Raw genomic sequence first — 23,753 nt, forward strand, 5'->3', positions numbered from 1 at the left:
CTGGTTCCGGCTGGACCGGCTCCTGCCGGATCTGGTTCCGGCTGGGCCGGTCCCGGTCGGGCCTGGTCCCGACTGGCCGGTCTCGGTTCGATCTGGTCCTGGTTGGGCCGGTCCCGGTCGGATCTGTTGTCGACTGGCCCGGTGCCTCTCGGATCTTGTCCCGGCTGGCGCGGTCCCTGTCGGCCTGTTCCGGGACGGCCGGTCCCGGTGGATCCGGCCGACCGGCCAGTCCCGGTTGGGCCTGTTCCCGGCCCAATCCGTTCGGCCTGTTTCCGGTTGGGCCGGTCCCGGTCGCCCGGTGCCTCTCGGATCTGGTCCGGGCTGGCCGGTCCCGGTTGGGCCGGTCCCTGTCGGGCCTGGTCCCGGCTGGCCGATCCCGGTTGGATCTGATCCGGTTGGGCCGGTCCCGGTCGGGCCTGGTCCCGGTTGGCTAGGCAGTTTGGACTCGGTCCTGGTTGGGCTGGTCCTGGTCGGATCTGTTTCCGGCTGGGCCGGTTCCTGTTGGCCTGGTCTCGGTCGGACCCGGTCGGTCGGGTGCGGGGCCCTCCAACGCCGGGGCGAGCCAGGCGGATACCGGACATCACGGCTGGGGACTGTGGCGCGTCACCGGCCTGTCCGGCGCCCGCGGCAACGGCCGCTGCCCGTGCTCGCAGGCCGGGTACAGCTTGGTCGAATAGCCGGCTGTGGGAGCGGTCCAGTGCGTGTTCGGCGGGCTCGTGGACCGTGCCGCCGAGGCGCCCGAGGCGCGGGCTGGTTGGGGTGGTGGGGGTGTTTGGTTGTGGGGGTGTTGGGATGTGTTGGTGGCGGGGTGTGTGGTGGGGTGCGGTGCGAGAATGCGCGGCATGGGTGATTGCGTGTTCTGCGAGATCATTAAAGGGGAGCGGCCTGCGCACATGGTGTTGGAGTGTGCCGATGCCGTGGCGTTCCTGGACTCTCGTCCGCTCTTCAAGGGACATGTGCTGCTGGTCCCGCGCGAGCACGTGGAGACGTTGACGGACCTGCCGGGGGAGATGCTCGGGCCGTTCTTCGGGTATGCGCAGCGGCTGGCGGGCGCGATGGAATCAGCGCTCGGTGCGGCGGGGTCGTTCGTGGCGATGAACAACCGGATCAGTCAGAGCGTGCCGCACCTTCATGTGCACGTGGTGCCGCGCAACCGCAAGGACGGCCTGCGCGGGTTCTTCTGGCCGAGGCATAAGTACGCCTCCGATGAGGAGGCGGCGGAGTACGCGGAACGGCTGCGTTCGGCCGTCTCAGCCTAGGGCCGTCACCGCGGCCACGAAGGGTTCGATGAGGGGCGGGCCCTTGGCGGGGCGCTCCTTGGGTGAGTCGGTTTCCCCCGTGAGCCTTCCGCGTGTCTCCCGGCGGAGCGTGGCGTGCTCGTACAGGTCGCGTTCGGCTCTGTCCAGCGCGGCGGACAGCACGTACTGCTCGACCGTCCACCCGACGAGTTCGGCCGCCTTGCGGATCGCGAGGCCCTGGTTCCCCGACACCGGGACCTCGATGCGATCGTTGGGGGCGGCGATGGGAAGGTCCTGCTGAACCGACTCAGACATGGCCGGTCTCCTTCCTGGGAGCACTCAAAAGTACGCCGGAGGAGACCCCGTCGGCATCATCATTGAGAATGATCCTGCGGACGGCGCGCGTCAGCGGGTGCCCCAGGAGTAGGTCTGCTTGCGCAGCTTCAGGTAGACGAAGCTCTCGGTGGACACCACGCCGGGGACGGCGCGGATGCGGCCGAGGAGCTCCAGCAGCTGACCGTCGTTCTCGCAGACCAGTTCCAGCAGGATGTCGAACGAGCCGGCGGTGATGACGACGTAGTCGATCTCGTCGATGGCGGCCAGCTCGTCGGCGGCGCGCTCCAGGTCGCCCTCGCACTTGACGCCGATCATCAGCTGCCGGGAGAAGCCCAGCATCAGCGGGTCGGTGACGCCCACGATCTGCATCACGCCCGCGTCCAGGAGCTTCTGCACGCGCTGCCGGACGGCGGCCTCCGACAGCCCGACGGCCTTGCCGATGGCGGCGTAGGAGCGGCGGCCGTCCTGCTGGAGCTGCTCGATGATGCGCTTGGCGGTCTCGTCGAGCTGGACGCTCGCGCGGCGGTCCATCGTCCTCATTCCTCGCTGCGGCATCGTGGCTGTTGTCCGTGTGCGTCAAGTGATTTAGTCGTGAAATTGGATCGTAACAACGGAATCACTTGTCATGGCCGGATGGCTCTGTCAAGGTCGGGCCAATGGGACGCATCGGATGCGCGGCCATCAGGGAGGGTCGGCGATGACCGGACAGACCACCGGCAATGGCAAGCTGCGCAACTTTATCGGCGGAGAGTACGCCGACGCCAAGGACGGGCGTGTCCAGGAGGTGATCGACCCGAGCACCGGCGAGGCGTACGCGGAGGCCCCGGTGTCCGGTCCCGAGGACGTGGACGCCGCGTTCCGCGCCGCCGAGGAGGCGTTCCCCGCGTGGCGTGACGCGACCCCGGGGGAGCGCGGCCTCGCGCTGCTGCGGATCGCGGACGCGGTCGAGGCCAGGGCGCGGGAACTGGTGGACGTGGAGGTGCGCGACACCGGCAAGCCGGTCCAGCTGACCCTGGACGAGGAGATCCCGCCCATGGTGGACAACCTCAGGTTCTTCGCGGGGGCGGCCAGGGTCCTCGAAGGCCGCGCGTCGGGCGAGTACATGGCCGACCACACGTCCTCGGTCAGGCGCGAGCCGATCGGCGTGTGCGCCCAGGTGACGCCGTGGAACTACCCGATGATGATGGCGGTCTGGAAGTTCGGCCCGGCGCTGGCCGCGGGCAACACGGTGGTGCTGAAGCCGTCGGAGACGACGCCCGCCAGCACCCTGCTGCTCGCCGAGATCGCGGCCGAGTTCCTGCCGCCCGGCGTGCTCAACGTGGTGTGCGGCGACCGCGACACCGGGCGGGCGATGGTGGACCATCCCGTCCCGCGGATGGTGTCGATCACCGGGAGCGTCCGGGCGGGGATGGAGGTGGCCGCGGCGGCGGCCAAGGATCTCAAGCGCGTCCACCTCGAACTGGGTGGCAAGGCGCCGGTCGTGGTGTTCGAGGACGCGGACGTGGAGAGCGCCGCCGCCGGGATCGCCGAGGCCGGGTACTTCAACGCGGGCCAGGACTGCACCGCCGCGACGCGGGTGCTGGTGGCGGAACGTCTCGCGGACGACTTCACCGGTGCGCTGACCGAGGCGGCGCGCGGCACAGCCGTCGGCCCTCCGGGCGACGCCGACGCCTACTACGGCCCGGTCAACAACGCGGACCAGCTCGCCCGCGTCCAGGGGTTCCTGGAACGTGCCCCCGCCCACGCCGAGGTCCTCACCGGCGGCGAGCGGGTGGGCGACCGGGGTTACTTCTTCGCCCCGACCGTGGTCTCCGGGCTGCGCCAGGACGACGAGATGATCCAGAAGGAGATCTTCGGCCCGGTGATCACCGTCCAGCGGTTCGCGTCCGAGGAACAGGCGGTCACCTGGGCGAACGGGGTGGACTACGGTTTGGCGGCGAGCGTCTGGACCCGCGACCATGGACGGGCGATGCGGATGACCAAGGCCCTCGACTTCGGAGCGGTGTGGGTGAACACCCACATCCCGCTGGTGTCGGAGATGCCGCACGGCGGCTTCAAGCACTCCGGCTATGGCAAGGACATGTCGATGTACGGCGTCGAGGACTACACCCGCGTCAAGCACGTCATGCACTACATCGGCGAGTGACGCGCCCGGCACACCCCCGCGAAGGACCCACCATGGCCGAGACCGATCACCACGCGACGGCGTCCACGCCCGTCCGGCCCCCCGCCGACGAGCACGACGAGCCCGCCGGTCCGGACGGGACCGCCGCCGCCCCGGCGATCGAGCTCGACGGGGTGGTCAAGGAGTTCCACGCGCGCGGCGAGACCGTCGTGGCGGTCCGGGGCCTGGACCTGGCGATCCCGCAGGGGGAGTTCTTCTCGCTGCTCGGACCGTCCGGCTGCGGCAAGACCACCACGATGCGGATGGTCGCCGGGTTCGAGGAGCCCACCGCCGGGCGGGTGCTGCTGCACGGCCGCGACGTCACCGGGGTGCCGCCGAACCGCCGGGACGTGAACATGGTGTTCCAGTCCTACGCCCTGTTCCCGCACATGAACGTCTTCGAGAACGTGGCGTTCGGGCTGCGCCGCAAGCGCGTCCCGAAGGACGAGATCCGGTCGAGGGTCGGCGCGATGCTGGAGATCGTCGACCTGGCGGGGCGGGAGCGGCGGCGGCCCGCGGAGCTGTCGGGCGGCCAGCAGCAGCGGGTGGCGCTGGCCCGCGCCCTGGTGAACCGGCCCCGGGCGCTCCTCCTGGACGAGCCGCTCGGCGCGCTCGACCTCAAGCTGCGGCAGGCCATGCAGGTGGAGCTGAAGCGGATCCAGCGCGAGGTCGGGGTCACGTTCGTGTACGTCACCCACGACCAGGGGGAGGCGCTGACGATGTCGGACCGGATCGCGGTCATGAACGACGGCCGGATCGAGCAGCTCGGCACCCCACGGGAGATCTACGAGCATCCGGCGACCCGGTTCGTGGCGGGGTTCATCGGCACGTCCAACCTGCTCGCCGGCGAGGTCGCCGAGGTCTCCTCGGGACGGGCGGTGATCGCGCACGGCCCGGACGACCGCGTGCTCGTCCCGCTGCGCCCCGGCCTGCCGGTGTCCGCGGGGGACCGGCTGGAACTGACGGTACGGCCGGAGAAGATCGGTATCGGCCGGGACCGGCCCGCCGAGGCGCTGTGCGGCGTCCGCGGCACCGTCTCCGAGGTGGTCTACCTGGGCACCTCGACCAACTACAACGTGATCACGGCCGCCGGGTCCGACATGGTCGTCTTCACCCAGAACGCCACCTCGGCCGACGACGTCGCCGCGCGGGGCGACACCGTCTGGCTGTCCTGGGACCCCCGGCATTCCTACGCCATCGCAGCCACTTCAGGAGCCCAAGGAGCACTCACGTGAGCCCGATCGACCCCTCGCTCCTGCGCGGCCTCACCCAGCCCCGCATCCGCACCGCCGCCCACGCCGTTCGCAGCCGCCGTGACGTTCTGCGCCTCATGGGCGCGTCCGGGGCCGGTCTCGCCCTGGCCGCCTGCGGGGTCGAGGGCAAGGGCGGCAAACAGAACGTGACGCGGAACGACGTCCAGAAGTACTGGGCGGGCAAGACCAAGACGGGCGTCCTGCGCTGGGCGAACTGGCCCGGTTACATCGAGGAGGACCGCGCCACGCTCAAGGCGTTCGAGAAGGCCAACGGGATCAAGGTGACCTACCGGGAGGTCATCCAGGAGAACGCGCAGTGGTTCGGGCGGATCCAGGCGCCGCTGGCGGCCGGGCAGGACATCGGCTTCGATCTGATGATCATGACCAATGGGATCCAGCTGGAGAAGTGCCGGCAGCTCGGCTATCTCGCGCCGCTGGACCATGCGCGGCTGAAGACCTTCGCGGCCAACGCCGGGGCCGGTTTCAAGAACCCGTCGTACGACCCCGGCAACGCGTTCACGATCCCGTACGTCTCGGGGATCACCGGGATCGCGTACAACACCGAGTTCGTCAAGGAGGAGATCACCAGCATCGCGCAGTTGTTCGACCCCAAGTACAAGGGCCGGGTCGGGATGATGGCCGACTCGCAGGAACTGGGCAACTTCGCGATGTTCGCGCTCGGCATCGACCCGGAGAAGTCCACCCCGGAGGACTGGCGGCGGGCCGGCGCCAAGCTCCGCGAGCAGCGCGACGCCGAGATCGTCCGCAAGTACTACAACCAGGACTACGTGGACGCGGTCAGCAAGGGCGACGTCTGGCTGGCGATGGCCTGGTCGGGGGACGTCTACAGCCTGGCGGGGCCGAACGTGAGGTTCGTGGTGCCCAGGGAGGGCGGCACGCTGTGGACCGACAACCTGTGCATCCCCACGACCGCCGCCAACCCGGTCGACGCGCTGACCCTCATGGACTGGCTCTACGACCCGCGGAACAACGCGACGCTGACGGAGTACATCAACTACATCACCCCCGTCCCGGCCACCAAGCCGATCATCCAGGAGCACGCCCGCGCGGCCAAGGGTGAGGAGAAGGCCGACCTGGAACGGCTCAGCACCAGCCCGCTGGTGTTCCCGTCCCAGGCGGACCTGGCGCGGCTGCGCAACTACCGCAAGCTCACCCAGGCCGAGGAGACCGAGTACCAGAAGATCTTCGAGCCCATCCCGAAGGGCTCCTGATGGCCGTCCTGACGGGACGTCCCGAGGGCGAGGGCGCGGCGCCGCAGGATCCGCCGGAACGGCGGTCCCGGCGCGGGTGGTCGGGGCGGCGCGCGCCCAAGGGTGAGCCCGGCGGCGAGGCCGGACGCAGTGGCGGGCTCGCCCCGTACGCGCTGCTGCTGCCGGGCGGGCTGTGGCTGCTGGCGTTCTTCGCGATCCCGCTGGTCCTCATGGTCTCGCTGTCGTTGCAGACGGGGAACCTGATCGATGGGTTCCAGCAGACCTTCCACTGGAGGAACTACACCGACGGGCTCGCGACGTACCAGGACCACTTCCTGCGCTCCCTCTGGTACGGGCTGTTGGCCACGCTACTGTGCATCGCGCTGTCGTACCCGGCCGCGTACTGGATCGCGTTCCGCGCCGGGGACCGCAAGAACGCCTACCTGTTCCTGCTGGTCCTGCCGTACTTCGTCTCGTTCGTCCTGCGCACGGTGGCGTGGAAGCTGGTGCTGACCGACAACGGGCCTATCCTGGGGCCGCTGCGCGGCTGGGGACTGTTACCTGACGGCTTCCACGTGCTCGACACGGGCGTGGCCGTGGTGACCGGGCTCGCGTACAACTTCCTGCCGTTCATGGCGCTGCCGATCTACGTGGCGCTGGAGCGCATCGACCCGCGCGTGGTGGAGGCCGCCTACGACCTGTACGCGTCCCGCACGCAGACCTTCCTGCGGGTGATCCTGCCGCTGTCGCTGCCCGGCGTCCTCGCCGGCGTGATCATGACGTTCGTCCCGGTGGCCTCGGACTATGTCAACGCCGAGGTGCTGGGCGGCCCCCGCAACACCATGATCGGGAACGTGATCCAGGCGGAGTACTTCGACAACAGCGCCTACCCGATGGCCTCGGCGCTGTCGTTCACGCTGATGGCGATCCTGCTGCTGGGGATCTTCGCGTACGCGCGGGCCCTGGGCACCCAGGACGTCCTGGAGGCGGCCCGGCGATGACGACGAGGACCAGGCGGCGCATGCGGGGCCAGGGCCTGCGGATCTACACCTACCTGCTGGTCGGCTGGCTGGTGCTGCCGATCGCGGTCATGATCCTCTTCGGGTTCAACGACACCCACAGCAAGCAGAACTTCCGGTGGGAGGGCTTCACGCTCCGCTGGTACGCGGACCTGTTCGCCCGCGCCGACCTCACCACCGCGCTGCTCAACTCGCTGACGATCGCCCTGCTCAGCACCGTGATCACGACCGTGCTCGGGACGCTGGCGGGGCTGGCGCTCGGCCGGTTCGCCTTCCGCGGCCGGGGCGCGACCACGCTGGTGCTGTTCATGGCGATCTCCTGCCCGGAGATCGTGATGGGCGCGGCGCTGTTGTCGATGTTCGTGACGTTCAACCTGCCGCGCGGGTACGGCACCATCCTGGCCGCGCACGTGATGTTCTCGATCGCCTTCGTCGCGGTCACCGTGCGGGCGCGGGTGAGCGTGCTCGACCCCGCCGTCGAGGAGGCCGCGCAGGACCTCGGGGCCGGGCCGTGGACCCGGTTCCGGCTGGTCACCCTGCCGATGATCATGCCGGGGGTGGTCGCGGGGGCGCTGCTGGCGTTCATGCTGTCCATCGACGACTTCGTCATCACCAACTTCACCAGCGGCGCCACGGTGACGTTCCCGCTGTGGATCTACGGCTCCACCAGGACGGGCACACCGCCGCAGGTCAACGTGATGGGCACGCTGATCTTCGCGGTGGGCGTGCTGATCGCCATCGTCATCGCCCGCCGCGCCTCCGGCACAGCCGCGCGCACCGCGCCGCCGGACACCCCCGGCGAGCCCTGACGGGGACGGCGGTCAGGGCAGCGGCGCCAGCCCGCAGTGGAACGACGACGTCTCCAGGATCTCGGACGTGACCCGGACGCCCGTGAGGTTCTCGGCCAGCGCGAACGCCGCGTGGAAGCGCCGCTCGTCGCCGTCCAGGCCGAACCCGGCGGCCCGCATCGCCTCCAGCGGCTCGTCCGGCGTGCTGCCCTCACGCCGGCCCGGGACGTTCGGATCGAACGCGGCCCGTACGTCCCCGTCCTCCGCCCAGGTGAACCGTCCGGAGCCCCCGGCGTCCCGCTGGTGCGCCACCAGCCGGGTGCCCGCCGACAGCGCGACGACCGCCTCCTCGGTCACGCCGACGCGCCCGCCCGCCTCCACGGCCAGCGCCCACGCCCCGCCGTCGCCGCCGTCCGCGACCGTGACGGCGATCAACTGCTCGTCGGCCGTGTCGAGGTCGAGCGCGGACAGCCCCCCGATCCCGGTGACGTGCGGGCCGTTGGTGCGGGCGCCCAGCCGCGCCAGCACCTGCGGCGGGCTCAGCCCGCAGACCAGCGTCAGGCAGTACGCTTCGGCCAGCCTGGGGAAACTCCGCTCGAACCAGGCGTAATCGGCAGCGGTCGCGACCATGACGGGATGCTGCCAGATGTCACCGACAATCGGGACTCCCACGCGACACGGACTTCATTCTCGCGCCGGAGTCACTGATGGCATCTATAGTCTCGTGCGTGAGTGAGGATCGGGACGCCTGGGACGAGTTGCACGCCGCGGGGTTTCTGCACGGGCTGCGCGAAGCCCATCTGGAGGCGACCCTGGCCGTGTTCGGCGGGCTGAGCCGCGCCGCCGGGTTCACGGACCGCTCGTTCGGGTTCACCGCCTACGACGTGCTGGCCACCCAGGTCGACCGGGTGTTCCGGGACGATCCGGCGGTGACGCGCGACGACCTGAACGGGTCCCCGGGCTGGCGGCGCGGGCGATACCGCGTCCTGCTCAAGCGGCACGAGTTCGGCGCCGTCCGCGCCATCCGGTGGGACCGCGACAGCCCCACCAAGCAGAGGGTGGCGCGGCAGGGCTTCGCCGGCGACGCGCAGCTCGCGCTCGACCTGGTGCTCGACTCGGGGACGCGGATCGAACACGACGCCGCCGAGCCGGTGACGCTGGTCCTCGCCCACAGCGCCAGCGAGGAGCCGCTGGAGCTGGAGCTGTTCCTGGGACGCCCCCGGCTGAACGCCGACGGCGGCGATCCGTGGCACTGGCTGCTGGAGCTGAGCGGCGACGCGCTCGGCCCCGACCCGCGCCGCCGCAGGCCCGCCGAGCCGACCATCCCGCTCTGGACGGACGACGAGCCCGGCCCGCTCGACGGCGAGGACGTCCCCATGCGGCTCCGCGACACCCGCCGCGCCGCCGGTGGCACGGCGTCGTGAGCGACCGCGTCACGGAGGCGCGTCTGCTGTTCGACTGCGAACGGCTCACGCTCGCCCGCCGCCTGCGCGGCCTGCGCAAGAACCAGCTCGCCCAGGCGGTCGGGACGACGCCCACCGCCATCGGCCAGTACGAGGCGGGGGTGCACCGCCCGTCGGAGAAGACGCTGTCGCGGCTGGCGATCGCGCTGGGCGTCCCCGTGGAGTTCTTCCACGCCGGCCGGAGCCCGGTCACGCTCGACTCGGCGCACGCGCATTTCCGGTCGCTGCGTTCGACCACGCAGATCGAACGTGACCAGGCGCTCGCGTACGGCAGGATCGCCGCCGACATCGTCGGGGCCCTGGAGGACCTCGTGGAGTTCCCCACGGCCGAGCTGCCCGAACGTCCCGTTCCCCCCGACGAGATCGCCGGGCACGGCCCGGTCGAGGCGGCGCGGCTCGCACGGGAGGCGCTGCTCGGCGGTGGCGGCCACCCCGTCCCGCACATGGTGCGGCTGCTGGAGCGCAACGGCGTGATCGTGCTGGTCCTGCCGCCGTCCACCGAACGGGTGGACGCGTTCAGCATCGGAGCGCACCCACGTCCCATGGTGTTGTTCAACCCGGCCAAGGGCGACTACTGGCGCAACCGGTTCGACGGCGCGCACGAGCTGGGCCACCTCGTGATGCACGCCGACGCGGAGCCCGGCAGCAAGGTCATCGAGGACCAGGCGCACCGGTTCGCCGCCGAGTTCCTGATGCCGGAGGACGCCATCGCCCCGGAACTGCCCCGCACCGCCGACTGGTCCCGGCTGGCCGCGCTCAAGGCGACGTGGGGGGTGAGCATGGCCGCGCTTCTGTACCGCGCCCGGACGCTCGGCATCATGAAGGAGGTCACGTACCGGAACGCGATGAGCACCATGGCGGCACGCGGCTGGCGCCGCCAGGAGCCAGGCCCGCCCAAGCCGCTCGAAGCCCCCACGATGCTCACCCGCGCGGTAGAACTGACCGCCGCCTCGGGAACCGACCGCGACTCTCTGGCCGAACGCGCCCGAGTGACCCGAGCCGACCTGGACCTCCTGGTCCCACCCCGTTCCCGCCCCACCCTGAGCACCTGAAGCCCAAGGGGGCTCAGGGACCGGGTGTCCAGCCGGTGGCTTTCGCCCAGGCTTCGGCGCGCTCGCCGATCTCGGCGATCAGCGAGCCCTAGGCCGCCGCGTACGCGTTCATGTCAGGCCGGTCTTGCTCGGCGAGGTGCTGCCTGTGCCGGCCGTAGGCCGCACGATCGGCCGCGTCGTGCCGCAGCCGGTCGCGGAACAGCAGGTGACGGCGCTCCCACTCGCTCCCGGCCGTGCAGACGTGCACTTGGACGCCCAGGTCAGGGGTACGCACCATGCGATGGCCGGGCTGGCGGACGCGCAGAACGTATCCGGCGCGCTCCAAGGCCGGGAGAGAGAGGTGTCCTCGTCATCGGCGTCCGGCACGCTCAGGTCCCGCTGGAACGCGGCCGGCCACGCCGGATCGTAGGCGACGACCCGGATCTCCCACTTCTCCTGGCCGCTATCAACTCGATGTGGTCGCTCACGACCCCATTACAGTCCAGCCGGTCACGGTCTGTCCCCGACCTTCGACCAATGAGATCGCCTCCAGGACCTTAAGCCAATCAATCAGGCGATCCCTCTTCGGCGCCGAAGATCACTCCGGACACTTCCAGGTAGAGCTGTTCGGGGTAGGGCATGAAGCCGACGTTGCGGAGGGCTTGTTTCTGGCCGGCGGATTCCATGATGAATTCGCCGTATCCGAGCAGGCGTCCGCCGAGTGACCGTTCCAGTGCGATGTCGGTGACTTTGGAGAGTGGCATCATCGCGACGTTGCGGTTGAGCACGCCGCTGATGACCATGACCCGGTGTTCGGTGACGAGGAAGAACTCGACCGACCAGGCGATGACCTTCCAGACGAGGTAGCCGATGGTGACGAGCCAGAGCCACCAGATCCACATGAGGTTGCCCAGGGTGGCGACGAAGCCGCACAGGACGAGGCCGCCTACGACGGCCAGGAGGGGTGGCAGCAGGACCGCGGGGTGTCTGCGTACCGCGATGACCCGTCCCTCGTGGGACATCAGGTACTTGTCGACCGTCCGCGAACCGGAGTCGCGGTAGACCATCAGGTCCTGCATGTTCACGGCGGCATCCCCATCATGATCCGTCGAGGTCAACGGTAGCCCACGCCGTACCCGCCGCGCAGCGTCGCCGGGGTGAGGACGGTTGACTCACTTGTGCACGCGGGTACGGCCGCACAGGATGTTGGCATGGCCGAGCGAAGCGAGGGCATGAGCGACGGCCCTTCGGGGAAGCCGTGGGGGTCGGGGCCTCCGCGACAGGACCGCTCTGACGGCACGCATGAGCGTCCGCGTCCCGGCCCTCCGGAGGACAAGCTTCTGGTCTCCCGCCCTCGGCCCCCGGTCCCTCCGCCTGGGGACAGCGCGCCCGCCGAGCCTGCGGATGAGCGGGCTCGGGGCGCCGGAGGGGAGTTCGCTCCGGATGTGACCGGCCGCCCCGTATGGCGGTTGCTCCTGCGCGGTCTCGGCGTGTACTTGCCCGGCTGGCGGCATCCCGCGGGTGCGTTACGCCTGCCCGAGTCGCCGTCCACGCAGAGTTCGTACGGGTTCGGGCCGCCCGCGTTCTTGAACGGGGACGCGGGGTTCGGGTTGCATCTGCGGGAGCGGCGGCGCGGGCTGGAACCGGATCGCGAGATCTACGTGCGCGGACGGGAGGATCCCAGCTTCGGCATCGTCATCGCGGGCCCGGCCGCGGCGATCGGGACCCGGGTCGTGGACGCGGCCGAGCTGTTCCGTTACGCGCGCATGCTGACGTTCGAGGAACTGGTCGAACCCGGCGACCCCGATTCGGTGCCGTACGCGGTGCGCGCCGCACGGGCCGTGCAGAACGTGGTCCTTCTCGACCGCGCGGCGGGGGTCGGGCTGTGCGCGGAGGCCGACCCGGAGAGCCAGGCGGTGCGGTGCCCGGTGTTCGTGCGGATCGGCCCGCCGTCGCAGCGGACGGTACGGGCCTACGGTGTGGCGGCCCAGGTGGTGAGGTCCCAGAGCTGATGCGACGGCAGCCGCCGTAGCCGGACGGTGGCGGCCGAGGGGTCCCAGAAGACCTCGTCGCTCTCCATTTCCAGTGATTGCGCGGGGGACAGCACCGCGCACAGCAGTTCGTCCCGGGTGCGCACCGCCATGAGCGGGCCGATCTGCGCGATCGCGCCATGGCTTTCGTGCAGTGTCCGCAGCAGCGACTTGAGCGCCGCCTCGTCCTCGGGCCGGCGGGGCGGTTCGACGCCCGGCGGCAGTCCCGCGGCGCCCTGGCCCGGCCGTGTCCTGGCGATGGATCCCGGAGGCGGCGGCGTGCCGTTGCCCGGCAGGTCGGCGCCCGTCGAGATCAGCAGGGCGGTGAAGCCTCCGACGAGGTCCTCGGCGTTCTGCCCGGCGAGGAAGTAGCGGCGCTGCGCGGGGGTGCCCGGGAGGGCGCCGCCGTCGCCGTCGGAGACGCGGAACCGGACGGTGAGCCCGGACGAGCGCACGCACCGCTCGTACATCTCGACGAGGATGTCCTCCAGTTGCGTGTCGCGCGTCCACAACCGGCCGGTGGCGCGGACCGCGGCGCCGTCGCCTGCGGCGAGGTCGCGGGGACGCCCGGTGAGCGCCGCGGTCACCGACTCGTCCAGCTCGCCCTCGGTGAACCGCAGCAGTTCGGCGACGACGTCCTCGACCTCCTCCAGCGTCCTGGTGAGGGTGCGCTGGAGCTCCAGGATCTCGTTGCCGCTGCGTTCCAGGTCGGTCAGCCGGTCGAGGGCGGTGTCGACCTTGCTCTCCACGGCGGCGGCGCCCGCCCGGGTGAACGAGCGCACCGACGTCTCCATCTCGGCCAGCTTGCGGCGCAGCGCGGCCAGGGTGATGCGCTGCTTCTCCAGGTCGTGCAGCCGCCCGGCCTGCGCCCGCAGGTACTCGTCGGCCTGGTGGACGAGCGTGGCCAGCTCCTCGACCTGGACGGACTGGGAGCGCAGCCGCTCGTCCAGCCGCGGCAGCGTGTCCCGTTTGACCTTCGACAGCTCGGCGGTGAGCTGCTCGCCCACCGTGACCAGCACGTTGTTCTGCTTGCTCACCTGGTCGTTCAGCTCGTCGATGCGGCGGACGAACGCGCGGGCCTGGTCCTTGCTCTGCTTGCCCGCGTACAGTTCGAGCGCTCCGACCACGAGGCACATCACGACCAGGATGACCGTCGTCATGGAACTCCTCGCAGCCGGTCCATGATTGACATTAACGGATGGGGTTTTGATCGCGACCATAACTTACGATCAGGTGCGCATACCGACACTTACGTAACCGACTGATCTCACTGACCGCCGGGTCCTGGGACGTGTCGTCAGTCGCAGCCCTCGAACTGCGGCACGGTCGTGGTCACTTTCAGCCCGACGGGGGTGAACCACTTCCTCAGCAGCCGTTCCGCGGTCCCGTCCTGGTACATCCGCGTGATCGCCTGGTTCACCGCGGTGCACCCGTCGAGGTCGCCGCGCGCGATGCCGATCCCGTACGGCTCGTCGGAGAACGGCGCGTTCACGATCCGCAGCCGCTCGCCGGTGCCGCCCGCGGCGCCGGACGTGGCGGCCAGTCCCGCCAGGATCAGGTCGTCGGTGGACACGGCGTCCAGCCGCCCGCCGAGCAGCTGTTCCAGGCAGCCGGTGTAGCCGGGGGCGTCCTGCGCCCGCACGTCCACGCCCCGCTCCTCCCGGACGCGGGGGAAGGAGACCGAGCCCGGCACCCGGCACAGCCGCCGCCCGGCGAGGTCGTGCACGTCCCGGGTGGCGGGCGCGTCGGACGCGCGGACGAGGATGTCCTGGTGGGCGACGTAGTACGGGCCGGCGAAGGCCACCTTGGTCTTGCGGTCCTGGGTGATGGAGTAGCTCGCCACCACCAGGTCGACCGCACCGCTCTGGATCATGGATTCGCGGGTGGCGGACGTGACGGGCTTGAAGGTGACCGTGGCGCCGAGCCGGCCGGCGACGTACCGGGCCACGTCGATGTCGAAGCCCTCGTACGTCCCGTCGGCCGTGCGGGTGGAGAGGCCGGGCTGGTCGCCGTTCACCCCGATGACCAGCGAGTCGTCGTCGGCGACCGAGTCCGTCCCGGCGACCGTCCCGCAGCCCGCCGTCGCCAGCACGGTGGCCGCGCCGGCGACGGCCAGGCTCACGCGTGTCGCGGCGCCCCTCATCGGTACTCCGCCAGCCGGGGACGGACGCCCGCCAGGACGAGCCCGATCAGGACCAGGCCCGCGATGGGCAGGCCCACGTCCCATCCCCTCGTCCCGTCGTCGCCCTTCTTGACCGCGTCGTCGAACGCCCTGCCGTGGATGGCGATCAGCCGTTGCATGGCCGCGTCGTACTGGGCGAAGACGCGGTCGGAGGACCGGTCGCCGCCCAGGCGCGCCTCGATGGCGGCGTCCTGCTGACGGGCCCGCGCCAGTTGCCGCACCCGCGCGTCGCTCTGCTGGAACATGCGGTACGTCTCCAGCACGTCGTCGAAGGCGTTCAGGTGCCCCGGCAGCATGTTGTGCTCGGCCTCGCGGCCGAGGAAGCCGAGGAAGCGGCTCCGGACGATGTCGCCGTCGGCCAGGTCGCGCTGGATGGCCGCGTTGTAGCGGTCGACGTTGCTGCCTTCGGGCCGGTACAGCACCGACTGCGACTTGCTCAGGTAGACCTGCTCGTAGGTGTCGGCGCGGCCCGGGTCGAGCAGGTACCGGGTCTGGTCGGCGTTGGCGCTGGTGCTGATCGCGCGGGCCCGCGACAGCGCCAGGATCGAGTCGAACCCGTCCGTTTTGGCGGTGCGCAGGTGGTCGAGCTGGCCCACCAGCATCGCCGAGCTGGCCACCAGCAGGATCACCGTGGCGGCGGTCACGCCGGCCAGCGCCGGGTTCAGCATCCGGCGGAACCGCCGGTACAGGAACAACTGCAACAGGACCAGCAGTCCCAGCGCCACGAGCCCCAGGACGATCACCCAGAACTGGCCGGCCAGCACGGCCCGCCGCTCGGACTCGTACGTCGTGCGCACCAGGGTGCCGTTGTCGAGCGTCAGGTTGTACGCCTTGGGCAGCAGGTCCAGCTTCATCAGGTCGGTGGCCTGCCGGTAGATCGCGATGACGTCCCCCGGCGGCGGCCCCGCCCGGTGCGCGGCGCGCTCGTCGAGCAGCAGCGCCTGCCCGGCGAGCCGTTCGTACCGAGCGAGCGCGTTCAGGGACTCGCGGGCGGTGCGTTCCTCGGTGGGCTCGTCGGCCAGCTTCGCCGCGCGCAGCAGCGCGTCGCCCGCGGCCAGCCGGCTCTGGTCGAAGCGGGCCAGCGCGTCCGAGCGCCGCGTCCCCAGGTCCGCGGTGTTCCCGATGAGCAGCGCGTTGGCGAGCTGCGCGTCCATCTGGGTGAGGTGGAAGTACAGGTTGCCGGTGGCCACGACCTGCGGTCCCGCGTCGTGCCCGATGACCCGTACGCCGTCGCGGGCGTTGCCGACCGTCACGGCCGTCACGGCGACGAGCGCGGCGAGCGCCACCACCACGGCGCCGGTCAGCGCGCGCACCCGTCCCGCGACCGTCCGCGGCACCGGGGTGCGCCTGCGGCGCTCGGACAGCGGGGGAGAGGGCCGCCGCACGCCGCGCCCGTAGGTGCCTCCTGGACGTACGGGCGCCGGCGATCCGGGCCGAGGGGAGACGGGCTGGGCGGCCGGGGCCGGCTGTACGGCCGTCATGGCGCCTTGCCCTCCCGAGAGGACGAGCCCTCGCTCCGGTCGGTCATGATGCCTTCCTCAAAGTGATCGTGGTCCAGACGCCGACGTGGATGCGGTCGCCGTCGCCGACCGGCACCTCGGTGTTGACCGGGATGGTCGTGGTCGAGCCGTTGAGGCAGGTCCCGTTGCGGGATCCCGGGTCGACCAGCGCCCACGTTCCGCCGGGACGGGCCAGCAGCACGGCGTGCATGTGCGAGACCCCGGGGTCCTCGGGCGCGACGCGCAGGTCGATCTCCGGGGCGATGCCCTTGGTGACGCTGCCCCGTCCGATGCGGATCTGCTCGCCATGGATCGGGACGCGGCGTTCCGGGCAGTACGGCGGGAACGCGATCACCCCCGCGTCCGGTTCCAGCTCGGCGACGACCGCCTCGTAGTAGTCGCGGTCGGCGGTGATGACCGCCACCCACTCGCCGGGGCCGGGCGCGGGCCGCGGCGGTGCCTCCTCAGGCCCGGGGGGCGCCTCCGGTACGGGTGCGGGAGCCGGCTCGGAGGGAGGCGCCGGCGTGGGCTTGCCTCCGCCGAGCGCGAAGTCGTACCCGCACTCCTCGCAGAACCGGTCCGTCTTCGGGGTGCCGCAGTCCGGGCAAGGGACCTCGCCGGACACCGCCGAGATCTCGACGGTCGCCGTGGGGGGCGGGGTCGATGGGGGGCCGATCCGCTCGCCGCAGACGTCGCAGTAGTCCGAGGCGGCGGACGTGTGGCCGGCGGGGCAGGTCGCCATGCTCAGCCCTCGCCCTTGCGGGTACGGACGGTCTTGGTGGACCGGGTCTCCAGTTGCATCTCGTCGGCCTTGTCGACCTTCTTCTTCAGCCGGACGGTCCCGGTGGCCGGATCGACCACGTCCACGACCTTGCGCAGCATGGTGGTGATCGCGTCGTTGCCGGCCTCCTCGGCGAGCCGCACCGCGCGGCCGAGCCGGGCGGTGGCGGTGTCGAGGTCGCCGTCCTTGCGGGCCTGCAACCCCTCCTGGATGACCTCGGCCAGCTCCGCCTGGCCGGTGTAGTGCGCCACCCGCGGGTTGATCCTGGTGGACTGCGCCTCGTCGTCGGTCCACTGGGCCAGCACGTTCCCGGTCGCGAGCACCTGCGGCTCCGTGCCCGCGGGGCCGGGGACGACCAGCTTCACCCAGGCGGCGCGCAGCTCCTTGCCCACCTCGCCGGGGGGCACCTCGACGCAGATGTGGTAGTCGCGGCTCTCGGCGCCCCACGCCCCGAGCGGATAGTCGCCCGACTGCGGCCCCGACTCGGTGCGCTTGCCGGTGAGGTCCTCGACGGACGGCAGCACCTGCTTGACGAACCTCAGCTTGGAGGTCTGCGGCGTCCACACGCGCAGCGCCACGTCGGCGACGTTCTTGCCCATGGCGGCCTCGGTCATCGCCTGGAAGTCGGCGACCAGGTCCTGCGGGTCGGCCACGATGTCCACGCTGCCCAGCAGCGCGGAGGCGACCTTGCGCAGCTCGGCGACCTCCCAGTCGGTTCCCACGCCGCGGCAGTCGCAGACGAACCGGCCCGTGCAGCGGGCCAGCGCCGCGTCCAGTTCCTCGGCGGTCTCGTGCTGGTTCTTGCCGTCGGTCAGCAGGATCGCGTGCCGGACGCCCTCCTCAAGCTGCTCGAACAACTCGTTGGCCAGCCGCAGCCAGGATCCGATGGCGGTGCCGCCGTACGCCCTGAGCCGGCCGACCGCCGCCTTGGCCTCGCGCCGCGTCTCGGCGTCGGCCCGCTTCAGGACGGTCTCGGTCGGATAGACCATCGAGGCGGAGCTGGACCCGGCGACCACCGCGAAGTACACGCCGTCGCGGATGGTGTCGATGGCGGTCTGCGCGGCGGCGATCGCCGAGCGCATCTTGGTCTCGGGATAGGTCATCGACCCCGAGTGGTCGATGATGATCACTTCGGCGGCGGCCGGTGGCGCGGCGGCCAGGGTGCCGCCCGCCGACTCCACGGACACGATGGCGTGCACCTCGCGGCCGCCCTCGGGCAGGAACTTGTTCTGGTCGACCTTGATGCTGAACTGGGGCTGCTCGCTCAACGCTGGTGCTCCATCGTGGGGTCGGACGTGGGAGGGGAGGTCGGGGGCAGCGGGATCACCGCGACGGTGATGTTGTCGCGGCCGCCGGCGTCCAAGGCGCGCCGGACCAGGGCGCGCGCGGCGGCCAGCGGACCGGCCCCCGTCCCGTCGAGGACGGCGGCGAGGTCGTCCGCGCCGGGCAGGTAGTTCCACAGCCCGTCGCTGCACACCAGCAGCGTTCCGGGCACGGTGTGATCGTGGGTGAAGGTGCTGACGTGCGGCCGGACCTCCTCGGCGTCGGCGCCCAGCCAGCCGGTGATGACGTGCGCGTTGGGGTGCGCCTCCGCCTCGGCCTCGGTGAGCGCGCCCTCGGCGACCATGAACGCCGCCCAGGAGTCGTCCGTCGTGAGGACGCGTGGCGTGCCGTCCAGCGACGGCCTGGCGGCCGGGCCCATGTCGAGGGTGTCCGCCGGGTCCCCGGCCGGCTCGGGGGAGGGGACGGACGGCAGCCAGTAGGCACGGCTGTCGCCGACCCAGCCGATCGTGACCGAGCCCGGCACGGTCAGCGCCGAGACGAACGTGCAGGACGGAGCCGAACTCTCGGATTCGGCCAGCGCGGCGACGGCCTCGGCGGCGCGCATCACCGCCGCGCGCGTCGCCGTCTCAGGGTCGGCGCCCGACTCCAACTGGGCGACCAGCTCCTCGACGCCGGTGTCCGCGGCGGTACGGGACGCCACCTCGGGGTGCGGCGAGGAGCCCACGCCGTCCGACACCACGACCGCGATGCCGCCGGGGTGGCGGACGAGCGCGAGGGCGTCCTCGTTGTGGCTGTAACGCCTGCCGCGGTCGCTGGCCCCCGCCGCGGTCCCGTCCGCGAGCTCGACCTCGACATGGTCGCGCTCGGCCGGCTGGCGCAGCCCGCACTGCTCGCAGTAGCCCTCGTCGTCGATCGTGCCGGTGCCGCAGCCGACACAGCCGCCCTCGGGGGACGCGGCGGCGTCCGTTCCCGGCGCGGCCTCGGCGTCCTCGCTGAGCCGGTGCCCGCACGCTTCGCAGAAGCCCTCGCCGTGGTACACCACCTCTCCGCAGGAGGGGCAGGTCAGCTCGGCGGTCTTCGCCGCTTCGGCCATGTGCTCTCCCGTCACGACGCCGTCCCGGTCACAGGAGGGTCCTGGGCCGTACGGAGTTGGCGCAGTCGATCAGCCAGCGGCGGTCCTCACGGTCGTTGGTGTGCCGGGCGAGCGACCGGTAGGTCTCCTCCAGCTTGCGGCGCAGCGGCAGCTCCTCCAGGGGCGTCCCGAGCACGCTGCCGTTGCCCTGCGGGCGCTGCCCGGTCCACACCGAACGGGGGCCGGTGGTGTGGACGACCCAGCCCAGCGCCGCCTCCAGGATCTCCGCGGCCAGCCGGTCCCGCCTTACCCCGTCCAGGCCGGGCACGGCCTCCAGCCGCGCGCCCGCCCGTTCCAGGTCGGCGGGGGTCAGGTCGTGGGGCGGCCGGTCGCGCACGGCGGTGGCCACGGCCGCGACCTGCGCGGCGATGTACTGGATCGCGACCTTGGGCACCGAGTCGAGCACCTCCGTCGCCCGCGCCCGGTCACCCCCGGCCAGATGCACCCTGGCCAGCCCGAACGCGGCGCCGATATAGCTCCGGTCGGTGCGCCACACCGTCTCGTACAGCCGCGCCGCCCCCTGCGGGTCGCCCTGCTCCTTGCACAGGGCCAACGCCAGCTTCGGCGCCGCCTCCCCGGGAAGCAGCGAGTACAGGTCGTCGAACAGTTTGGTGGCCTCCTGGCGGCCCGCGGCGAGCTCGGCCACCGCCCGGTACCACGCGATCCGCCAGTCGCCGGGGCGCTCCGCCTCGACCGCGTCCACCAGCTCCATCGCCCTCGGGGTCTCGCCCAGCTCGATCCACGTGCGGGCCAGCGCCAGCCTCACCTCGACCGTCTGCTCGGGGGCGTTCGGCAGCACCGAGGCGAGCTGCTCGGATTCGAGGGCGGTGAGCCCCGCGAGGAAACCGGCGGCCGGGTCGGCCGGATCCACCAGCGGGGCGGGCAGCGAGGCCGCGGCCTCGACCGGCCGGACGGGCGGCAGCACCCCCTCGCCGTCGCCCAGGCGGGCCACGTCCGCGCCCGGCACCGACCGTTCCGGCCCGAACAGCACCGACGGCGCCGGGCGTGGGCGGCCGTCCTCGGCGGCCAGCACCTCCCGCAGCACACCGGTGAGCTGCTCGGCCATCTCGGCGGCGTCCTGGAACCTGCGCTCGGGATCCCGGTGCGTCGCGCGGCGCAGCAGCCGGTCGTACGACTCGTACCGGTCCAGCACCGGCACCTCGCCGCGTTCCGGCAGGTCGTGCACGTAGGTGGTGGTGTACCCCCGGAACGGGAAGCTCAGCACGGCCAGCGTCCGGCCGACGGTGTACAGGTCGGAGCTGATGGAGGGGCCCACCTCGGCGATCTCGGGGGCCTGGTAGCCGGTCGTCCCGTAGATCGCCCCGTCCTGGTCGTCCAGGCGGCGCACCCCGCCCAGGTCGATCAGCCGCAGCTGCTCCTCGGACTGGATCACGTTGTCCGGCTTGAAGTCGCAGTACACCAGGCCCTGCGCGTGCAGGTAGCCGAACGCCTGGAGCACTTCGAGACCGTAGGCGATGGCCTGGCCGACCGGCAGCGCCCGCTCGCCGGTCTCCTCGCGGTGCCGCAGCAGGATGTCCTTCAGCGACCGCCCGCCGACGTACTCCATCACGATGTAGCCGGCGTCGCCGTGCCGCACGAAGTTGTAGATCTTGACGATGTTGGGGTGCTCGACCTCGGCCAGGAACGCCCGTTCGGCCTCCGCGGCGGCGATCGCGTCGGCGTCGCCGGTGTCCAGCAGGCCCTTCAGCACCACCCAGCGCCCGTTGACGTTGCGGTCGCGGGCCAAATAGATCCAGCCGAGCCCGCCGTGCGCGATGCAGCCCAGCACCTCGTACTGGCCGCCGACCAGTTCACCGGGCGACAGCTTGGGGGTGAAGGAGAAGCGCGTCCGGCACTTGGGGCAGAAGCCCTCCGTCCGTCCCGGGCGGCCCTCGCGGCTGCGGCCCACCGGCTCCGCGCAGTTGCTGCAGAACCGCCTGGTCTCCGGAACCTGCGGGTTGGACAGGACGGCCGAGGACGGGTCGCGGTACGGGACGCGCGGCACCTCGACCAGCCCGGCGCCCAGCATGCCGCGCCGTCCCGAAGAGCGGGAGGACCCGGTACGGGTGGACCCGGTGCCCATGGATCCGGTGCCGATGGATCCGCCGGCCGCCGAACCGGCGCTCGGCGGCATACCGCACACGTCGCAGTAGCCGTCCGCGATCGTGCCGCCACAGCCGGGGCGCGCGCACTGGCCCGAGGACGCCGCCGGAGCCGGGGGAGCGGCGGCCGCCGCCTGCGCGGGAGGGCTGCCGCAGGTGTCGCAGTAGCCGTCCTGGATCGTCCCCGAGCACCCGGGCTCGGAGCAGGACGGGGGGGAGGAGGGCGCCTGAACCGCGCCGCCAGGCGAAGGGAGGTTCGTCGCGGCAGCCATACCGCATACGACGCAGTAACCGTCTTCGACGTTTCCGGTACATCCCGGCGCGGTGCACTGGCTCAACGGCCCGGTCCCTTCGTCCTCGCCGAAACGGCCTGCTGGTAGCCGGACAACATCACGGTCGCCTTCCTCAAGTCACAGGGCGACGTCCACAGCACCGCGTGCGCCTCCTCGTACAGGGCGCCCAGCTCGGGATCCTCGGCGTGGCCGAGCCGCGCCGCCTTGGCCCTGTACGCCATGAGCCGCCCGCGCAGCTCCTCACGCCTGTCCAGCAGCCCGGTGATCAGCCGCAGGTCGGCGCGTGCCTGGTCGAGGGCGTCCCGCGCCGCGCGTTCCAGGTCGACGGCGCGGTCCGCGAGGTCGCCCCAGCGGCGCCGGTCACCCAGAGCCGATAACGCCGCCAGCCGGTCCGCCAGCAGCGACGCCCGGTCGGCCGGATCGGGGAGCACGGGCGAGGCGATCTTGGCCTGCACCTCCCGGCGGGCGCGCTCCACCTCGTCCTCGGCGGACCGGACGAGCGCGACCGCCTCCCGCATCCGCGCCATCCGCTCCTCGAAGCCCCGGCGGAACCGCACCGCCTCCGCCAGCCGCTCCTTCAGCTCCGCCAGCTCGGCCGCGACCGCGTCCAAGGCCCCGGTGTCGGGCCGCCCGTCGCGGGTGAGCGCGAGCGGATCCGCCCGGACGGTACGGGCCAGCGCGTCGAGGTTCCCGGCGGCCCGCCGGAACTCCGTCTCCGGCTCGCCGAGCTCGTCCACCAGCTCCGCGACGGCACGGCGCTCGGCCTCGACCTCTCCCAGCCGGTCCAGCAGCGCCGACCAGACCCCGTCCAGCGCCGCCACATCACGGGCGACCTGCTCGTACAACGGGTTCATGCGCCGCACGACCGCGTCCAGCGACAGCCGCTCGGCCTGCGGCGCACCCAGCAGCGTGCGCCGCTCCAGCGGGACCTCCTCGGCCGGAAGCTCCACCGAGGCGCCGCTGAGCAGATGCGTCAGCCGGGCGAGCTGCTCACCGCCGGGCTTGGCGTGCCGGGCCCGCAGCTCCTCCGCCTCCCGCAACGTCCGCCCGTACAGGTCGAAGAGCGTCCACAACGACGCCATCCGGGCGCGCACCTCGGACTGCCGTCTCGCCGTCTCGCCGCTGAGCGTCCCGCCCTCCAGCAACCGGTACCCCGTGTGACCCTCCAAATCGAGCAGAGCCGTGCCGATGCGCTCCCTCTCGTCCCGCAGGTGCCGGAGGGCGCGGTCCACCTCTTCACGGTTCATCGGCGGGTTGCCCCTATCGACCCTGTTCCCCCGTTACGCCCACTTGGTGGATCAGTGTTCACCATGCGCGGGCGGCTTCTCAAGGTCATGCGCCACAGGCCCCTCGGCGGGCCGGCCGCCAGGGCGGTCAAAACGCTGGGAAATGTCAGTGTTCGAACGTATGATCGAACCATGGCCAACGTCGCGACACCCACCACGGACCAGCGCAACGACCTCACGGCCGCCGAGATCGCCGCGCTCGCGCTCTCCCTGGCCCACCTGGGCACCGGCCCGCAGGCCGCGACCGCGCGCCGCGCCCTGCGCGCCCTGTTCGACCACGACGCCCACGACGACCTCGTCACCACCACCCTCGGCACACTGACCGCGCCCCTCGACACCTCCACCGCCGACCGCGCCCGCGTCATCGCCGCCGCCATCACCGAACACCGCGTCGTCCGGCTCTGCTACGGCGACGCCGACGCCAACGTCACCATCCGCGAGGTGGAACCCGTCACCTGCCTCGTCCACCGCGACCACTGGTACCTGGTCGGCTGGTGCCGCATGCGCCGCGCCATCCGCGCCTTCCGCTTCGACCGCATCCTGGCCGTCGAATCCACCGGCCTCCTCGCCCGCCCCCGACGCGCCGACCGCTACTTGCCGTTCCAAAGGCGCGCGTGAGCTGCGCTGTGTTTATTGGCAAGCACGAGCTGCGCTGTGTTTA

23 protein-coding genes are annotated in these 23,753 nt (G+C 71.7%); 10 read left to right on the top strand and 13 right to left on the bottom strand.

Annotated features, from left to right (window positions below; all coding sequences use genetic code 11):
* The first annotated feature begins 833 nt into the window (after positions 1-833).
* Positions 834-1,259, top strand: coding sequence for an HIT family protein (locus ACGWYJ_RS36070; RefSeq protein WP_395111059.1), 426 nt, complete (start codon positions 834-836; stop codon positions 1,257-1,259).
* On the opposite strand, the gene ACGWYJ_RS36075 is transcribed toward ACGWYJ_RS36070, so the two are convergent.
* Together ACGWYJ_RS36075 and ACGWYJ_RS36080 are read right to left on the bottom strand one after the other, a co-directional pair.
* A complete protein-coding gene (locus tag ACGWYJ_RS36075; protein ID WP_395111060.1) occupies positions 1,251-1,553 on the bottom strand; it encodes a DUF1778 domain-containing protein in 303 nt (100 codons plus the stop codon). The two genes, ACGWYJ_RS36070 and ACGWYJ_RS36075, sit on opposite strands and share 9 nt — an antisense overlap.
* Positions 1,554-1,643: 90 nt before the next feature.
* Positions 1,644-2,105 carry an Lrp/AsnC family transcriptional regulator gene (locus ACGWYJ_RS36080; RefSeq protein ID WP_395111061.1) on the bottom strand — a complete coding sequence of 154 codons (462 nt, stop codon included), beginning with the start codon at positions 2,103-2,105 and terminating at the stop codon, positions 1,644-1,646.
* A 166-nt stretch (positions 2,106-2,271) separates the two neighbouring features.
* On the opposite strand from ACGWYJ_RS36080, the gene ACGWYJ_RS36085 reads away from it, so the two are divergent.
* The 5 genes from ACGWYJ_RS36085 to ACGWYJ_RS36105 are packed head-to-tail and all read left to right on the top strand — an operon-like array spanning position 2,272 to position 8,030.
* Complete coding sequence (locus ACGWYJ_RS36085) at positions 2,272-3,720, top strand: gamma-aminobutyraldehyde dehydrogenase (protein ID WP_395111062.1); 1,449 nt, start codon at positions 2,272-2,274, stop codon at positions 3,718-3,720.
* Between the two features lie 32 nt (positions 3,721-3,752).
* On the top strand, positions 3,753-4,973 hold the full coding sequence (locus tag ACGWYJ_RS36090) for an ABC transporter ATP-binding protein (RefSeq protein WP_395111063.1): 1,221 nt from the start codon (positions 3,753-3,755) through the stop codon (positions 4,971-4,973).
* Entirely contained in the window at positions 4,970-6,223 is a 1,254-nt protein-coding gene (locus tag ACGWYJ_RS36095) for a spermidine/putrescine ABC transporter substrate-binding protein (protein WP_395111064.1), read from the top strand. Before ACGWYJ_RS36090 ends, ACGWYJ_RS36095 begins: the two co-directional genes overlap by 4 nt.
* Positions 6,223-7,203: an ABC transporter permease gene (locus ACGWYJ_RS36100; RefSeq protein ID WP_395111065.1), complete on the top strand. Its 981-nt coding sequence runs from the start codon at positions 6,223-6,225 to the stop codon at positions 7,201-7,203. The genes ACGWYJ_RS36095 and ACGWYJ_RS36100 overlap by 1 nt, the downstream gene beginning before the upstream one ends.
* Complete coding sequence (locus ACGWYJ_RS36105) at positions 7,200-8,030, top strand: ABC transporter permease (RefSeq protein ID WP_395111066.1); 831 nt, start codon at positions 7,200-7,202, stop codon at positions 8,028-8,030. Before ACGWYJ_RS36100 ends, ACGWYJ_RS36105 begins: the two co-directional genes overlap by 4 nt.
* A gap of 12 nt (positions 8,031-8,042) precedes the next feature.
* Here the strand turns inward: ACGWYJ_RS36105 and ACGWYJ_RS36110 are convergent, their stop codons facing one another.
* A complete protein-coding gene (locus tag ACGWYJ_RS36110; RefSeq protein WP_395111067.1) occupies positions 8,043-8,639 on the bottom strand; it encodes a DUF6461 domain-containing protein in 597 nt (198 codons plus the stop codon).
* A gap of 98 nt (positions 8,640-8,737) precedes the next feature.
* Here ACGWYJ_RS36110 and ACGWYJ_RS36115 point away from each other — a divergent pair, with 98 nt between their 5' ends.
* The gene (locus ACGWYJ_RS36115) at positions 8,738-9,433 is read left to right on the top strand and encodes a hypothetical protein (protein WP_395111068.1); all 696 of its coding nucleotides are present in this window, start codon (positions 8,738-8,740) and stop codon (positions 9,431-9,433) included.
* The gene (locus tag ACGWYJ_RS36120) at positions 9,430-10,524 is read left to right on the top strand and encodes an XRE family transcriptional regulator (protein WP_395111069.1); all 1,095 of its coding nucleotides are present in this window, start codon (positions 9,430-9,432) and stop codon (positions 10,522-10,524) included. Before ACGWYJ_RS36115 ends, ACGWYJ_RS36120 begins: the two co-directional genes overlap by 4 nt.
* A gap of 88 nt (positions 10,525-10,612) precedes the next feature.
* On the opposite strand, the gene ACGWYJ_RS36125 is transcribed toward ACGWYJ_RS36120, so the two are convergent.
* Complete coding sequence (locus ACGWYJ_RS36125) at positions 10,613-10,849, bottom strand: GrpB family protein (protein ID WP_395111070.1); 237 nt, start codon at positions 10,847-10,849, stop codon at positions 10,613-10,615.
* Between the two features lie 220 nt (positions 10,850-11,069).
* A complete protein-coding gene (locus tag ACGWYJ_RS36130) occupies positions 11,070-11,582 on the bottom strand; it encodes a PH domain-containing protein (RefSeq protein WP_395111080.1) in 513 nt (170 codons plus the stop codon).
* 366 nt (positions 11,583-11,948) lie between these two features.
* On the opposite strand from ACGWYJ_RS36130, the gene ACGWYJ_RS36135 reads away from it, so the two are divergent.
* A complete protein-coding gene (locus ACGWYJ_RS36135) occupies positions 11,949-12,515 on the top strand; it encodes a hypothetical protein (RefSeq protein WP_395111071.1) in 567 nt (188 codons plus the stop codon).
* Here ACGWYJ_RS36135 and ACGWYJ_RS36140 read toward each other — a convergent pair.
* The 8 genes from ACGWYJ_RS36140 to ACGWYJ_RS36175 all read right to left on the bottom strand — a co-directional run bounded on the left by ACGWYJ_RS36140 (position 12,476) and on the right by ACGWYJ_RS36175 (position 23,053).
* Positions 12,476-13,693 (bottom strand): hypothetical protein, encoded by a 1,218-nt coding sequence (locus tag ACGWYJ_RS36140; protein WP_395111072.1) that lies wholly within the window; start codon positions 13,691-13,693, stop codon positions 12,476-12,478. The two genes, ACGWYJ_RS36135 and ACGWYJ_RS36140, sit on opposite strands and share 40 nt — an antisense overlap.
* 137 nt (positions 13,694-13,830) lie before the next feature.
* A complete protein-coding gene (locus tag ACGWYJ_RS36145) occupies positions 13,831-14,676 on the bottom strand; it encodes a glutamate ABC transporter substrate-binding protein (protein ID WP_395111073.1) in 846 nt (281 codons plus the stop codon).
* On the bottom strand, positions 14,673-16,196 hold the full coding sequence (locus tag ACGWYJ_RS36150; RefSeq protein ID WP_395111074.1) for a hypothetical protein: 1,524 nt from the start codon (positions 16,194-16,196) through the stop codon (positions 14,673-14,675). Before ACGWYJ_RS36150 ends, ACGWYJ_RS36145 begins: the two co-directional genes overlap by 4 nt.
* Positions 16,197-16,239: 43 nt before the next feature.
* Positions 16,240-16,956, bottom strand: a complete 717-nt coding sequence (locus ACGWYJ_RS36155; protein WP_395111075.1) for an FHA domain-containing protein — start codon at positions 16,954-16,956, stop codon at positions 16,240-16,242.
* A 2-nt stretch (positions 16,957-16,958) separates the two neighbouring features.
* Entirely contained in the window at positions 16,959-18,263 is a 1,305-nt protein-coding gene (locus ACGWYJ_RS36160; RefSeq protein ID WP_395111076.1) for a VWA domain-containing protein, read from the bottom strand.
* Positions 18,260-19,372 carry a protein phosphatase 2C domain-containing protein gene (locus ACGWYJ_RS36165; protein WP_395111077.1) on the bottom strand — a complete coding sequence of 371 codons (1,113 nt, stop codon included), beginning with the start codon at positions 19,370-19,372 and terminating at the stop codon, positions 18,260-18,262. The genes ACGWYJ_RS36160 and ACGWYJ_RS36165 overlap by 4 nt, the downstream gene beginning before the upstream one ends.
* Before the next feature lie 28 nt (positions 19,373-19,400).
* Complete coding sequence (locus ACGWYJ_RS36170; protein ID WP_395111078.1) at positions 19,401-21,785, bottom strand: tetratricopeptide repeat protein; 2,385 nt, start codon at positions 21,783-21,785, stop codon at positions 19,401-19,403.
* Positions 21,786-21,847: 62 nt separating this feature from the next.
* Positions 21,848-23,053: a hypothetical protein gene (locus tag ACGWYJ_RS36175; RefSeq protein WP_395111079.1), complete on the bottom strand. Its 1,206-nt coding sequence runs from the start codon at positions 23,051-23,053 to the stop codon at positions 21,848-21,850.
* A gap of 171 nt (positions 23,054-23,224) precedes the next feature.
* Here ACGWYJ_RS36175 and ACGWYJ_RS36180 point away from each other — a divergent pair, with 171 nt between their 5' ends.
* On the top strand, positions 23,225-23,710 hold the full coding sequence (locus tag ACGWYJ_RS36180) for a YafY family protein (RefSeq protein ID WP_285698686.1): 486 nt from the start codon (positions 23,225-23,227) through the stop codon (positions 23,708-23,710).
* Positions 23,711-23,753 lie beyond the last annotated feature (43 nt).

Source organism: Actinomadura sp. SCN-SB (assembly GCF_043906805.1).
In the GTDB taxonomy this organism is placed as follows: Bacteria; Actinomycetota; Actinomycetes; order Streptosporangiales; family Streptosporangiaceae; genus Spirillospora.